Origin of the sequence: Bradyrhizobium sp. RDI18 (assembly GCF_043203335.1) — a bacterium.
Classification (GTDB): Bacteria; Pseudomonadota; Alphaproteobacteria; order Rhizobiales; family Xanthobacteraceae; genus Bradyrhizobium; species Bradyrhizobium retamae.
Window position 1 is genome coordinate 517,002 of sequence record NZ_JBICRN010000008.1, and the last position, 14,990, is coordinate 531,991.

General features: G+C 63.5%; 6 protein-coding genes and 2 pseudogenes. 7 read left to right on the forward strand and 1 reads right to left on the reverse strand.

Features of this window, described 5'->3' with window-relative positions; all coding sequences use genetic code 11:
* The first annotated feature begins 30 nt into the window (after nt 1–30).
* Entirely contained in the window at nt 31–633 is a 603-nt protein-coding gene (locus tag ACFXS9_RS11280; protein ID WP_334369275.1) for a biotin transporter BioY, read from the forward strand.
* Between the two features lie 68 nt (nt 634–701).
* On the opposite strand, the pseudogene ACFXS9_RS11285 reads toward ACFXS9_RS11280, so the two are convergent.
* A pseudogene (locus ACFXS9_RS11285) lies at nt 702–3,808 on the reverse strand (Rne/Rng family ribonuclease).
* Nucleotides 3,809–4,530: 722 nt separating this feature from the next.
* Between ACFXS9_RS11285 and ACFXS9_RS11290 the strand changes: the two are divergent.
* The 6 genes and pseudogenes from ACFXS9_RS11290 (at nt 4,531) to ACFXS9_RS11315 (ending at nt 14,978) form a co-directional block, all read left to right on the forward strand.
* Nucleotides 4,531–5,859: an N-acetylmuramoyl-L-alanine amidase gene (locus ACFXS9_RS11290; RefSeq protein ID WP_392688701.1), complete on the forward strand. Its 1,329-nt coding sequence runs from the start codon at nt 4,531–4,533 to the stop codon at nt 5,857–5,859.
* Nucleotides 5,860–6,100: 241 nt separating this feature from the next.
* Nucleotides 6,101–8,611 carry a penicillin-binding protein 1A gene (locus ACFXS9_RS11295; RefSeq protein ID WP_392688703.1) on the forward strand — a complete coding sequence of 837 codons (2,511 nt, stop codon included), beginning with the start codon at nt 6,101–6,103 and terminating at the stop codon, nt 8,609–8,611.
* A gap of 204 nt (nt 8,612–8,815) precedes the next feature.
* Nucleotides 8,816–11,305 carry a penicillin-binding protein 1A gene (locus ACFXS9_RS11300; protein WP_392688705.1) on the forward strand — a complete coding sequence of 830 codons (2,490 nt, stop codon included), beginning with the start codon at nt 8,816–8,818 and terminating at the stop codon, nt 11,303–11,305.
* A gap of 213 nt (nt 11,306–11,518) precedes the next feature.
* Nucleotides 11,519–12,650 (forward strand): peptide chain release factor 2 gene (prfB, locus tag ACFXS9_RS11305; RefSeq protein WP_392688708.1). Its coding sequence is split into 2 segments (ribosomal slippage): nt 11,519–11,587 and nt 11,589–12,650, totalling 1,131 coding nucleotides; the frame shifts between segments, so codons are not numbered across the junction.
* Nucleotides 12,651–12,810: 160 nt separating this feature from the next.
* Nucleotides 12,811–13,715, forward strand: a pseudogene (locus tag ACFXS9_RS11310) (DMT family transporter).
* Nucleotides 13,716–13,802: 87 nt separating this feature from the next.
* Nucleotides 13,803–14,978, forward strand: coding sequence for a cupin domain-containing protein (locus ACFXS9_RS11315; protein WP_392688711.1), 1,176 nt, complete (start codon nt 13,803–13,805; stop codon nt 14,976–14,978).
* The last annotated feature ends 12 nt before the right edge of the window (nt 14,979–14,990 follow it).

The window sequence follows — 14,990 nt, forward strand, 5'->3', positions numbered from 1 at the left end:
ACCAACCGGGAGCTATCCGTGTCCAGAACCATGACTGAAACCGTCGCGCCATCGCATTTCCCGCTCGCCGCGCTGCTGTGGCCGCATCGTGCCGATGGATCGTCGGGCCTGTTGCGCAGCGTGATCCTGGTCGCGCTGGGAACGGCGCTGCTGACCTTGTCGGCGAAGGTCAATCTGCCGTTGCCCTACGTGCCGATGACGCTGCAGACGCTTGTCGTCCTGGTGATCGGTGCAGCCTATGGCTGGCGGCTCGGCAGCGCTACACTCGTGGCCTATCTGGCAGAGGGGGCGATCGGATTTCCGGTATTCGCAGGCCCGGTGGGCGGTCTCGCGCCGTTCGTCGGTCCGACGGCCGGATATCTCGTCGGCTTCGTAGCGGCGGCCTTCGTGACGGGATGGTTGAGCGAGCGCGGCTGGGACCGATCGGTGCTCCGGTTATTCGTGGCGATGGCGTTCGGGCACGTTCTCATTCTTGCCGCCGGATTTGGTTGGCTTGCGTTCGGCATGAAGCTCGGCGTCGAAAAGGCGTGGCTGGTCGGCATTGTGCCATTCATCGCGGCATCGCTGATCAAGAACGCGCTCGGCGCTGCTCTCGTGCCGGCGATCCGGCGGATTTTTGATCCGCGCGGTTAAGCCATTGCGTCAGACAATAAAAAACCGCCCGGTTTTCGCCGGGCGGTTTTTCTTTTAGGTTCGATTCTTTACTCGCCGCTGCCGAAGCGCCGTGACCACCAGCCTGCCTTGCGTGGCGCAGCTTCGCCTGATGAGGAGGGCGCAGGTTCGGCTGGAGCGGGCGCGGGGTGCGCGACCGGCTCCGGCGCGTTCTGGCTGACGGCGGGCGCCGGCTCAGTCGGAGCGCTGGTCAAGAAGCTGACTTTCTCGCGCACGGTCGAGCGCCGCCGCGCCGCGGCGCGCTCGGCCTCTTGCCTGGTTTCCTCAGCGGTTGGCGCCGGCGCACTCGCAACCGGCTCCGGCTGGGCATCGGCCGCAGGCTGCATCTCCGCCGGCGGCGAGACCGGTTCGGGCTGGGCGTCGGCCTGCACCAGTGATGGCGCGGGCTCGGACGAGGCGCCCTCGAAATCGGCAACCGCACTGGTCGCCTCCGGAGCTGGGGGCGGCCCGAGTTCGTCTGCGATCGACCCGGCAAGACCATCTTCCAGTCCGGTACCGCGCCGGCGGCGTCCGCCGCGACGGCCGCGGCGGCGCGGGCGCCGCTCGCCACTGGCAAGTTGATCGCCACGGACCGTGCCGGCCTGTTCGTCGCCTTCGTCCTCGTCGGCTTCGCCGTCCTCGGCGATCGCGCCTTCGATGGCCTCGCTTGCGACGCGCATCGCGTCACCGTCCTCGCGCGGGGCGCCACCTTCACGCGGCTCGCCACGGCCGCGCCGGCGCCGGCGCCGCTTGCGGCGGTGACCGTCTCCTTCGCCTTCGGCAACCGCTGCCTCGGCGCCATCGTCGGTCAGCCCCTCGGTCTCCTCGGTTTCGATCTCGGACTCGGTCTCGATGTCGAACGCCTCGTCGTCGTCATAGACTTCCTCGACCTGCGGCGGGAAGGCGGCAGCCTGCGCTGCCAGCAACGCCTTGGCGGCTTCCAGCGTGTGGACCTGCTCGCCGCGGTCTATGACGTATGATTGCTGGCCGCTCACGGTGGCGTCGGCGACGACGGCGAGCGTGACCTTGAAGGCGTTTTCGAGATCGCGCAGGTGGCCGCGCTTGTGGTTGAGCACATAGAGTGCCACGTCGGTGCGGGTGCGCACCACCAGATTGTGGGTGGCGCCCTTCATCAGGATTTCCTCGATGCCGCGCAGCAATTGCAGTGCGACCGAGGAAACCGAGCGCACATGACCGCTGCCGCCGCATTGCGGGCAGGGCTCGGTCGAGCTTTCCAGCACGCTGGCACGGATGCGCTGGCGCGACATTTCCAGAAGACCGAAATGCGAGATGCGTCCGACCTGGATGCGCGCGCGATCCTGCCGCAGGCAGTCGGAGAGCTTGCGCTCGACCGCGCGGTTATTGCGCTTCTCGTCCATGTCGATGAAGTCGATGACGATCAGGCCGGCGAGGTCGCGCAGACGCAACTGCCGCGCTACTTCCTCGGCCGCCTCGAGATTGGTCTTGAGCGCGGTGTCCTCGATGTGATGTTCGCGGGTCGAGCGGCCGGAGTTGACGTCGATCGAAACCAGCGCCTCGGTCTGGTTGATGACGATGTAGCCGCCGGACCGTAGCTGCACGGTCGGCGAGAACATCGCGTCCAACTGGCTCTCGACACCCATCCGTGAGAACAGCGGCTGGCCATCGCGATACTGCTTCACCGCCCGCACGTTCGAGGGCATCAGCATCTTCATGAAGTCTCGCGCTTCCTGGTATCCGGACTCGCCGGCGACCTGGATCTCGTCGATTTCCTTGTTGTAGAGGTCGCGCAGGGAGCGCTTGATCAGCGAGCCTTCCTCGTAGACGAGGGTAGGGGCCTGCGACTTCAGCGTCATGTCGCGCACGGTCTCCCACATCCGGATCAGATATTCGAAGTCGCGCTTGATCTCGGGCTTGGTCCGCGAGGCGCCGGCGGTGCGCAGGATGATCCCCATGCCCTCGGGCACGTCGAGGTCCTGCACCACTTCCTTCAGCCGCGAACGGTCCTGGGCAGAGGTGATCTTGCGGCTGATGCCGCCGCCGCGGGCGGTGTTGGGCATCAGGACGGCATAGCGGCCGGCCAGCGAGAGGTAGGTCGTCAACGCCGCGCCCTTGTTGCCGCGCTCTTCCTTGACGACCTGAACCAGCATCACCTGGCGGCGCTTGATGACTTCCTGAATCTTGTACTGGCGGCGTGGCCGGAACGGGCGCTCCGGAACTTCCTCCAGCACGTCGTCGCCACCGACGGATTCGACGACGTCCTCTTCGGCGTCCTCGCCATCGTCCTCATCGTCATGGCCGTCGTCGGCCTCCAGAGCAGCGGCGGGTTCATCGGGAGGGGGAGTATAATCACCGACGTGCTCGACGTGCGGCACGTCGTCGGCATGGGCGGCGTTTTCCTGCGCGCGCTCCTCGTCATGACGGTCGTCATGGCCGTCCTCGGCCTGCACTTCGGCAGCTTCGACCGAAGCAGGGGCGGGCGCATCGGATTGCGTCTCCGCGACCGGAGCTTCGCTCGCGGCGCGCGGCTGTTCGGGCTCGTCGTGATCGTGTGTGGGGCGGTCGCCATCATGCGCCCGCTCGTCACCATGCGCCTCATGGTCGTGCGCATCACGATCGTGAGAAGCCGATTCGGCGTGATGTTCGGGGTCATGTGCCGGCGTATCGCCGGCCTGCACGGCCTCAGGCTCGTGCAGATGTTCTTGAAAATCTTGATCTTGAAAATTTTCCTGGCGCTCATAGGGCTGGGCGGCCTGCGAGGATCCTCGCTGCTACCCTCGACCACGTCGCTCTGGACGCGGTCGCCATGGCCGCGGCGGCGCGCATTACGGTGGCGCGAGCGGCGGCGATGGCTGGAGCGGCTCTCGCTTTCTTCCTCGGCCTCGCGATGGGCGCGCTCGTCGGCCTCGATCAGCGCCTGACGGTCGGCGACCGGGATCTGGTAGTAATCTGGGTGGATTTCGCTGAACGCCAGGAAGCCATGGCGGTTGCCGCCATATTCGATGAACGCCGCCTGCAGCGACGGTTCTACGCGCGTGACCTTAGCGAGATAGATATTGCCGCGGAGCTGCTTGCGCTGGGCGGTCTCGAAATCAAACTCTTCGACGCGGTTGCCGCGAACCACAACGACCCGGGTCTCTTCCGGGTGGGTGGCGTCGATCAACATCTTGTTGGGCATTTTTGAACTCTTGACGGCGGCGGGCGCGGTGCATGGCGCGCGCAAACTGCGCGGCCCGGTGACGCGACGGTCCACCTGATTCGGGGTGAGGGGAAGGCCAAAACGCACTTCTTGGCGCCGCGCCGAACGGGGGCCCACCAGAGCGATTCGACGCGCGAAGCTTCCGCCTCGCGTCGGCGCGATCATTCCGTGGATCTTGGTCGGCAACACAGTCTGGCGCATCAAGCGTCGGCCCGTCTGAACATGTTGGCGGAAAGGGATACCGCCGTATTTATCGCTGAAGGCCCGGTTCGGCGCCTAAACGCCCGCCGGCCATCGCATATCGGACCGTTATGGTCCGGATAATCAGTTTTGCCGTGTCTTAAACCGCCCCTGGAAAAAGTACCTGGGACCGGACGCCGCTCGGGCTCGAAACCGCCGCTCCGTGTCAGCCGCGCGCGGCGCTGGCTGTGGAGGGATCGGGAAAGACGCAGGTTCCTCCGGGCTTCGGAGGTTCCGGCGCTGCACCGGGAGGCTGAACGCGACACAACCGGGAGTATTAGCCGTCAGCACCTCGTACATACGTGGATCGGGGGCTCCGTGCAAGGGAAGCGCAAGGGAACCCGCCGCCGGGCGTCGCTGCACGGCAACACCTGCTGTTTTTTCGGTGATAAAACGTTAAGGCCCGATTAACCCTGCGGTTCTAATGCGGTAAGGAGGGCTCCTCCGGAGGCACCGAATCGTTGGCGAGCCGCGCAAATCACCTTGTTTTGCTGGGATGTGGGTTATTGTGCACCGCAGCGTTGCTGTGCACCCAGATGATTGATTCCTGCGCAGCCCAGGGAGGAGCTTCTCAACCGCCGGCTTCTGTCGCCGCCGTCCCCGGCCCGGCGGCCGTATCGAATTTCCCGATCGCGTCCGATGCCCGGCTGGCTGGCGATGCCAAGCAGACCCGTTTCATCCTCGATCTGGACAAGCCGGTTCAGTTTCGCGCCTTTGCGCTGGCGGACCCTTATCGCGTGGTCGTCGATCTTCCCCAGGTCAGCTTCAATCTTCCCGCCGGGATCGGAGTCGGGGGACGGGGGCTGGTCAAGGCGTTCCGTTACGGTCTCGTCATGCCAGGCGGATCACGGATCGTGTTCGACCTGACGGGGCCGACCAAGATCGCCAAATCCTATGTGCTGGAAGCGGCCAACGGCCAACCGCCGCGGCTGGTGCTCGAATTCGAACAGGTGGACCGCACCGCCTTTGTCCAGTCGCTGCCGCCGGAAAGCCGCCCCGAACTGCGGCCCGCGATCGCCGAGGCCAACGCCGCCGCTCAACCGGATTCGTCAATCGCCCAGCCGCCACAAGCACCCGACAAGCGGCCGGTGATCGTGATCGATCCCGGTCATGGCGGTGTCGACAACGGCACCCAGGCCGGCGGCGGCGATATCATGGAAAAGAACTTGGTGCTGACCTTCGGCCTGGCGCTGCGCGACCGGATTGAGAAATCGGGCAAGTATCGCGTCGTCATGACCCGGACGGACGACACTTTCATACCGCTTGGCGACCGCGTGAAGGTCGCACGCAACGAGGCGGCGGCACTGTTCGTCTCGATCCATGCCGACGCTTTGCCGCGCGGCGAGGGCGACGCCCATGGCGCCACCATCTACACGCTTTCAGATAAGGCCTCCGACTCCGAGGCCGAGCGGCTGGCCGATACCGAAAATAAGTCGGACGCGATTGGCGGAGTAAGCCTCGTCGACGAGCCGACCGAAGTCGCCGACATCCTGATCGACCTGGTGCAGCGGGAGACCAAAACCTTTTCAAACCGGTTTGCACGGACGCTGATGAGTGAAATGAAGAATACCGTGCGGATGCACAAGCATCCGTTGAAATCGGCCGGTTTCCGGGTTCTGAAGGCCCCGGACGTGCCGTCGGTGCTGGTCGAACTCGGCTATGTCTCGAACAAGGGCGACCTCGAGCTTCTGGTATCGGAAAACTGGCGGAACAAGACGGTCGGCGCGATGGCGCAGGCAATTGATACTTTTCTGGCCAAACGGCTGGCAACTGCCGGACCAGCCAAGTGAAAAGCCCGGTACGCGTGGCGTAAGGGTGGATTGAAAAGGGGCCGTCCGACGGACCAAGCCCTAGTTTGGCCACAGCGGCAACGGTATAGAAAACGGACTGCTGGTCTTTGGAATCGGTCAATATTGTCCGCCGGACCTTAATTATTGTTCGACCGCGTAACGGCAACCCGTCCGGCGGGATTGCCGTATCTGGATAGGCGCCGCGGATGACGGCGCACAGGGTTGGAACGGAACTTCGATAATGCGCTTGCTGGTCCGGTTTTTGGGTTTCCTGTTTGCGGCCGGCACCGTGGTGTTCCTGGTCGGCGTGGCAGGCGTCGCGGGCGCGATCTGGCATTTCTCCAAGGACTTGCCCGACTATTCGCAGCTTCAGGATTACGAGCCGCCAGTGATGACGCGTGTGCACGCGTCCGACGGCGCACTGCTCGGCGAATATTCCAAGGAGCGCCGGCTCTATCTGCCGATCCAGGCGGTGCCAAAACTCGTCATCAACGCCTTCCTCGCGGCCGAAGACAAGAATTTTTACGAGCATGGCGGCATCGACTTCACCGGCATGGCGCGCGCGGCCGTGCTCTATGCGCAGAATTTCGGCTCCAACAAGCGTCCGCAGGGTGCGTCGACGATCACCCAGCAGGTCGCAAAAAACTTCCTTCTGACCAACGAGGTCTCTTTCACCCGCAAGATCAAGGAAGCCTTGCTGGCGATGCGCATCGAGCGCGCCTATTCGAAGGACCGCATCCTCGAGCTCTATCTCAATGAGATCTATCTTGGTCTCGGCGCCTACGGCATCGCGGCGGCGTCGCTTGTCTATTTCGACAAATCGGTGAACGAGCTCACCATCGCGGAAGCCTCCTATCTGGCGGCGCTGCCGAAGGCGCCCGCGGCGCTGCACCCGGTGCGTAACCGCGATCGCGCTGTGGAGCGGCGCAACTACGTGGTCGATCGCCTGGTAGAAAACGGCTGGATCAAGCAGGCCGATGCCGACAAGGCCCGCAAGGAACAGCTCAACGTCACCACCAGCCGCGGCAACGGCGCGCATACCTTCGCCGGCGAATATTTCGCCGAGGAAGTCCGGCGCGACATTTTCGAGCGCTACGGCGAAAAGAAACTGTACGAAGGCGGATTGTCGGTCCGTGCCACGCTCGACCCCAAGATGCAGGTCATGGCGCGCAAGACGATGGTCGCCGGGCTCGTGAGATATGACGAGGCGAGTGGCTGGCGCGGCGCGCCCTCGAAGCTCGATATTTCCGGCGATTGGGGCGTGAAACTCGCCGACGTCAAATCGCTCTCTGATATCGCGCCGTGGCGGATGGCGGTGGTGCTGGAGACATCAGACCAATCGGCGCGGATAGGTTTCCAGCCGGGCCGCGAACTCGGTGGCGCCGTCAGCAAGCAGCGGCAGACCGGCATCATCACGCTCGATGGCGTGCGCTGGGCCAAGGCTGCATCCGGACCCGCCAAGGGCAGGACGCCGAGCTCCGTGGCGCAGGTGCTGTCGCCGGGCGACGTGATCTATGCCGACCCGCTGTTCGACAAGGAAGGCAAGCCGGTCGAGGGCCAATACCGGCTGCGCCAGTTGCCGGAAGTGTCCGGCGCGTTGGTCGCCATGGATCCGTGGACCGGCCGCGTGCTGGCGATGGTGGGCGGCTTCTCGTTCGACCAGAGCCAGTTCAACCGCGCGACGCAAGCCTATCGACAGCCGGGTTCGTCGTTCAAACCGCTGGTCTATTCGGCGGCAATGGACAACGGCTATACGCCGTCGACCGTCGTGGTCGACGCGCCCATTGAGATCGACCAGGGGCAGGGCGCCGGCGTGTGGCGCCCGGAGAACTATTCGTCCGGCAAGTACGGCGGGCCGACGACACTGCGCAACGCGCTCCGGCAGTCGCTGAACACGGTGACCGTGCGGCTCGCGCAGGACATCGGCATGCCCTTGATCGGCGAATATTCGCGGCGTTTCGGCGTGTATGACGAATTGCCGAATTACCTGTCCTATGCGCTCGGCGCGGGTGAAACCACGGTCATGCGCATGGTCACGGCCTATTCCATGTTCGCCAATGGCGGCCGCCGTGTGAAGCCGACCCTGATCGACCGTATCCAGGACCGCTACGGCCGCACCATCTTCAAGCATGACGCCCGCGAATGCCGCGGCTGCGACGTGCCCAGCGGCTGGAAGAACCAGGCCGAGCCGCAACTGGTGGATCGCCGCGAGCAGGTGCTGGACCCTATGACGGCCTACCAGATCACCTCGATGATGGAATATGTGGTGCAGGCCGGCACCGCGACGGTGGTCAAGGAAGTCGGCAAGCCCATTGCCGGCAAGACCGGCACCACCAACGACGAAAAAGACGCGTGGTTCATCGGCTTTTCGCCGGACCTCGTGGTCGGCATCTATGTCGGCTTCGACAAGCCGCGCAATCTCGGCCGCGGCATGACTGGCGGTCATCTCGCCGCGCCGATCGCCAAGGATTTCCTCAAACTCGCGCTTGCCGACAAGCCGGCGGTCCCGTTCAAGGTGCCCGCGGGCATCAAGCTGGTTCGCGTCGATGCCAAGAGCGGCATGCGCGTCGGTCCGGGCGAGGGCGGCCGCACCATCCTCGAAGCGTTCAAGCCGGGTACCGCGCCGCCGGACAATTACTCGGTTATCGGTGTTGCCGACATGGACGGCCGGGCGCCGCAGGGATACCCGCAAGGCTACCAGCCTGATGCTGCGGGCAACATCATGCGGCCCGGCACCGGCGGACTTTATTGATCCGGGCGAATCGTCGGCAATCTCAGGATGTATCCTTGGACATTGCGTGATACACGCGTCTGGACCCGGGTGGGTCCCGATGGTTGGTCTCGCGGCAGAGCGAAACGCCCGAGGTCGAGATAGGCGTCCGAGGATAGCGCAAAGCCTTCGCACGAGGGCAAACGCTGGCTGTCGCGGCGCAAGGGTTGGAATGGAATTTCGGTAATGCGCTTGCTGGTGCGGTTTGTGGGTTTTCTGTTTACTGCTGGCACCGTGGTGTTTCTGGTCGGTGTCGCAGGCGTTGCAGGCGCAATCTGGCATTTCTCCAGGGACTTGCCCGACTATTCGCAGCTTCAGGATTACGAGCCGCCGGTGATGACGCGCATCCATGCGTCCGACGGCGCGCTGCTTGGCGAATACGCCAAGGAACGGCGTCTCTATTTGCCGATCCAGGCGATGCCTAAACTCGTCACCAACGCCTTCCTCGCGGCCGAGGACAAGAATTTTTACGAGCATGGCGGCATGGACTTCACCGGCATGGCGCGCGCGGCCGTGGCGTATGTGCAGAATTTCGGCTCCAACAAGCGTCCGCAAGGTGCGTCAACGATCACCCAGCAGGTCGCGAAGACCTTTCTCCTGACCAACGAGGTTTCCTTCACCCGCAAGATCAAGGAAGCCTTGCTGGCGATGCGCATCGAGCGGGCGTATTCGAAGGATCGCATCCTCGAGCTCTACCTCAACGAAATCTATCTCGGCCTCGGCGCCTACGGCATCGCGGCGGCGTCGCTGGTCTATTTCGACAAATCGGTGAATGAGCTGACGGTTGCGGAAGCGGCGTATCTTGCAGCACTTCCGAAGGCACCTGGCACATTGCATCCGGTGCGCAACCGCGACCGGTCGATCGAGCGGCGCAACTATGTGATCGATCGCCTCTTGGAAAACGGCTGGATCAAGCAAGCCGACGCCGACAAGGCCCGCAAGGAACCGCTGGTCGTGGCCAGCCGGTCCAACGCCGCGCATACTTTTGCCGGCGAATATTTTGCCGAGGAAGTCCGGCGCGACATCTTCGAGCGCTACGGCGAAAAGAAACTCTATGAAGGCGGCCTGTCGGTCCGCGCCACGCTCGATCCGAAGCTGCAGGTGATGGCGCGCAAAGCGATGGCCGCTGGTCTCGTGAACTTCGACGAGGCCCAGGGTTGGCGCGGACCTGTGAGCAAGCTCGACATCTCCGGCGACTGGGGCGTGAAACTCGCCGACGTCAAATCGCTCTCTGACATCTCGCCCTGGCGGATGGCCGTGGTGCTGGAGACGTCCGATCAGTCGGCGCGGATCGGTTTCCAGCCCGGCCGCGAACTGGGAGGCGCGATCTCCAAGGACCGGCAAACCGGCCTCATCACGCTGGACGGTGTCAGATGGGCGAGAGCGGCCTCCGGTTCGGCGCGCAGCAAGACGCAAGCCTCGGTCTCGCAAATTTTGTCGCCGGGCGACGTGATCTATGCCGACCCGTTGTTCGACAAGCAGGGCAACCCGGTCGAAGGTCAGTATCGCCTGCGGCAATTGCCTGAAGTGTCCGGCGCCATGGTCGCGATGGATCCGTGGACCGGCCGCGTGCTCGCGATGGTGGGTGGCTTCTCGTTCGACCAAAGCCAGTTCAATCGCGCGACGCAGGCCTATCGTCAGCCGGGATCGACGTTCAAGCCGCTGGTCTATTCGGCGGCGATGGACAATGGGTATACGCCATCGACCATCATGGTCGACGGGCCGATCGAGATCGATCAGGGGCCGGGCGTCGGCGTCTGGCGTCCCGAGAATTTTTCGGTTGGCAGCTACCGGGGTCCCATTACCCTCCGTGAAGCCCTCAAATGGTCGGTCAACACCGTGACAGTGCGATTGGCGCAGGATGTCGGCATGCCCTTGATCGGTGAATATGCCAAACGCTTCGGCGTCTATGATGAGTTGCCGAGCTATCTTTCCTATTCGCTCGGCGCCGGTGAAACCACAGTGATGCGGATGGTCACGGCCTATTCGATGCTCGCCAATGGCGGCCGTCGCGTGAAGCCGACCTTGATCGACCGCATTCAGGACCGTTACGGCCGCACCATCTTCAAGCATGACGCGCGCGAGTGCCGCGGCTGCGATGCGCCCGGCGGTTGGAAAAACCAGCCCGAGCCTCAGCTTGTCGATCGGCGGGAGCTGGTGCTCGATCCGATGACGGCCTACCAGATCACCTCGATGATGGAAGGGGTGGTGCAGGGCGGCACAGCATCGGTGCTGCGGGAGGTGGGCAAGCCGATCGCGGGCAAAACCGGCACCACTTCTGACGGAAAAGACGTCTGGTTCATCGGCTTTTCGCCTGATCTCGTCGTCGGTCTCTATCTTGGCTATGACAAGCCCCGCAGTCTGGGCAGAGCCGCGCAAGGCGGCCATACCGCCGCTCCGATCGTCAAAGATTTCATGAAGCTTGCGCTCGCCAACAAGCCGGCGATCCCGTTCAAGATTCCCCCCGGCATCAGGCTGGTCCGCGTCGATGCCAAGAGCGGGATGCGCCCCAACCCGGGCGAGGGTGGCCGCACCATCCTGGAGGCGTTCAAGCCGGGCACCGCGCCGCCGGACAACTACGCCGTCGTCGGCGTGGTCGATGATGGACGGGTGCCGATGCAGCCGGGAAGCCCGCCTGACGCCACCAATGTCATGCGCCCCGGCGGGCTGTATTAGAGCGTTTTCCAGCGAAAGCCTGCCCCGGACTTGATCCGGGGTGTACACTGGTTCGCGTCAAGAAAACCCGTCAAAACAAAAATCTAGCCCGCCGGCATCAAACAAAACCCGAGTTCACTGGCCTGAGCCGATTGCGCTTTGCGGCGTACGCCGCTACATCCGGCCCGTTGTACATCCATCCGGTAGCGGTTCCATCCGCAGACAGAAGAGACCATGCGCGCCGAAGTCGAACGCCTTGTTGAAGAGATCAAGCAGTCAGTCGGGCTGCTGAGGAGGCATCTTTGACGTCGAGAAATCGACGGCACGACTGGCCGAGCTGAACAAGCTCGCCGAAGACCCCAACCTCTGGAACGATCCCCAGAAAGCCCAAAAACTGATGCAGGAGCGCACCTCGCTGGTGGATGCGCTCGAGGGCATCGGCAAGGTCGAGCGCGAGCTCGACGACAATGTCGAGATGATTGCGCTCGGCGAGGCTGAGAACGATGAAGGCGTGGTCGTCGAGGCCGAGAACGCGCTAAAAGCGCTGAAGAAGGAAGTCGCCCGCCGCGAGCTGGAAGCGCTGCTGTCCGGCGAGGCCGACAAGTTCGATTCCTATCTCGAAGTGCATGCCGGCGCCGGCGGCACCGAAAGCCAGGACTGGGCCGCGATGCTCCTGCGCATGTATACGCGCTGGGCCGAAAACCACGGCTTCAAGATCGAGTATCTGGAAGAAACGCTAGGCGAAGAGGCCGGCCTGAAATCCGCCACCATCCAGATCAGCGGGCACAATGCCTATGGCTGGCTGAAGACCGAAGCGGGCGTGCACCGCCTGGTGCGGATCTCGCCGTTCGATTCCAATGCGCGCCGGCACACCTCGTTCTCGTCCGTGCAAATTTTTCCCGTCGTCGACGACTCGATCAAGATCGACATCAAGGAGTCGGACGTGCGCACCGATACCATGCGCTCGGGCGGCGCCGGCGGCCAGCACGTTAACAAGACCGAATCCGCGGTGCGCCTGACGCATATTCCGACCGGCGTCGCGGTGGTCTGCCAGGCCGGCCGCTCGCAGCACAAGAATCGCGCCCAGGCGTGGGACATGCTGCGCGCGCGGCTCTACGAAATCGAACTGAAGAGGCGCGAGGAGCAAGCCGCCGCCGATCAGGCCGCCAAGACCGATATTGGCTGGGGCCATCAGATCCGCTCCTACGTCCTGCAGCCCTACCAGATGGTGAAGGACCTGCGCACCGGCGTACAGACCTCGGATACGTCGGGCGTGCTCGACGGCGACCTCGACGAGTTCATGGCGGCGACGCTGGCGCAGCGCGCGTTCGGCACCGCGCCCGGCCAGGTCGAGGACGTGGACTAATCCATGACCAACGTCGGAACGCGAACGTAAACGCGCCCGACGATGACGAAGGCAAGATGATCGAGATCGTGTCGCGGCCGAAATAACCTTCGGAAATCGGGTGGACCGCGACGTGCGTCCGGTCCTAACTGGCTGCGCGATTTCACCAGGTTCTTACTAAATGACAGTCAGCGACGGCCGGATCGATGCGCGCGACTGGGCGTTGCTCGCCGCATTGTCCGTCCTGTGGGGCGGGTCGTTCTTCTTCAACGGCGTGGTGCTACGCGAGCTGCCGCCGCTTACGCTCGTGCTGTTGCGCGTGCTGCTGGCCGCCATGATCCTGCTGCCCGTGCTTTGCGTGCAGCGACTGCCGTTTCCGAAGGGGTGGATGGGCTGGAGGCCGTTCTTCCTCATCGCCTTGTTCAACAATGTGCTGCCGTTCTCACTGATCGTCACCGGACAGATGTGCATCCCAAGCGGACTGGCTTCGATCCTCAATGCCACCACGCCGCTATTCACGGTGGCGGTGATGGCGGCGGCGGGCGAGGAGAAGCTCATCATCAGGCGTGTGGCCGGTGTGATCGTCGGCCTCGTCGGCGTCGTGATCCTTCGGGGCGGCGGATTAGGTTTTGCCAACGGGCAGGGGCTCGGCATCCTGCTGTGTCTCGCGGCGGCGCTGAGCTATGGCATCTCTGCGCTGATAGCGCGGCGCGCGCTATCGGATCGCCGCCGCTTGCCACCGCCACGTTTCAATTGATGGCATCGAGCCTGATGATGATCGTCGTCGCCGGCATTTTCGAGCGGCCGTGGCAATTGCCAATGCCTGATACGGTGACATGGTTCGCCATCATCGGCCTCGCCGGCTTGTCGACGGCGCTGGCCTATATCGTTTTCTTCCAGGTGCTGCGGCGCTCCGGCGCCACCAACGTCATGCTAGTGACGCTGCTTGTGCCTGTTACGGCCATCCTGCTCGGCTCGCTCGTGCTCGGCGAGCAGATTTCGCCGCGTGAAATCGCGGGCGCACTGGTGATCGGCGGCGCGCTGCTGTTGATCGACGGTCGCGTGCTGAAGTTTCTCGAACGTTAGTTGGCTCGCGCAGGCGATGCGAGCCACTTGACATTTGCCTATATAGCAATAAGATTTGCCTTATAAGCAAAACGTGGGGAGAGCAGCGTGGTTTCGGCAGAAGCTGGCCGGCGCGCCCGCGAGGCGGCGCGCCTTGCTGCAATTGGAGCCGTCATTCGCAGGGCCCGTTCGGCGCGCAGTTTGACGCTCGATGAACTCGCCGGAATGGTCGGTCTGTCAGTGACATTTCTCTCGCGGATCGAGCGCGGACTGATCGCGTGTTCGATCGGCAATCTCTTGGAAATTGCCGGCGTCCTTCAGTTGCCGCCGGCCGAATTATTTGCCGACATCGAAGGAGAGGACCGGACGCGCGCATATCGAGTGGTGCGGTCAGTCGATGCCGTTCCAGCGAAGGGCGCTGATGCAGATTATGCCTGGCGCAAACTCGCTTCGGGCGTGGGCGAGCAGCGGCTGGAAACTTTTCTGCTCGAATTGTCGGCAAAACCGCGCAAGCCGACGCTGGTCGCGCATCCAGGCGAAGAAATGTGCTTCGTCCTCGAAGGCAGCGTCGAATTTCAGGTGGGGGACGAAACCATCGCGCTGGAGCGCGGCGATTCTGATTCATTTGCGCTCGGACGTACCGCATATGGCGTGGGCGCGGGAGTCCGGCAGTGCGCGCCTCCTCATGGTGACATCAATCGAAAATCAGTCGGCCATCGCGGTCGAGTGGTGGAGCGATATTGCGGGCAGGAAAGGCGAACGAGAGAAAACTGCAAAAGGGAGAGCGAAATGAGCGTCAGAAGCAAGCAGATTCCCGATACGGCGGCCGCAAATGCGGGATTGACGACCGCGCGCGAAGCGTCGCGGAAGGACCACAAGCCATACGAGACGCGCCATTTCGACGAAGTCGAATGGGAGACGATCCGGTGGCCGGGCGAGACAGGCAAAATGCTTTTTCATCCGCGACCGGAACGCCCGACCGAACCGAACGCAGGAATTCTGCGGCTTGAGGCCGGCGCCTATCATCCCGAGCACTATCATGGCTTCGCGCAAGTCTGGCATATCCTGAAAGGCGAGTTTTCAATCGACGGAACGTTGCATGGTCCGGGAACGGTGTTGTTCCATCCCGACCCGCACTTCGAGGGTGAATTCCGCACCGAAACGGGCGGGGAGATATTCATCGTCCAGTATCCTGGTCCGACGACCGGTGAGCGCCCAATCTATAGCGGGCGGTTCAACATGGCGGAACGCAAGGCGGTTGCGGGCGAACGCGTCGATCTCTGAGCCGGCGGATCA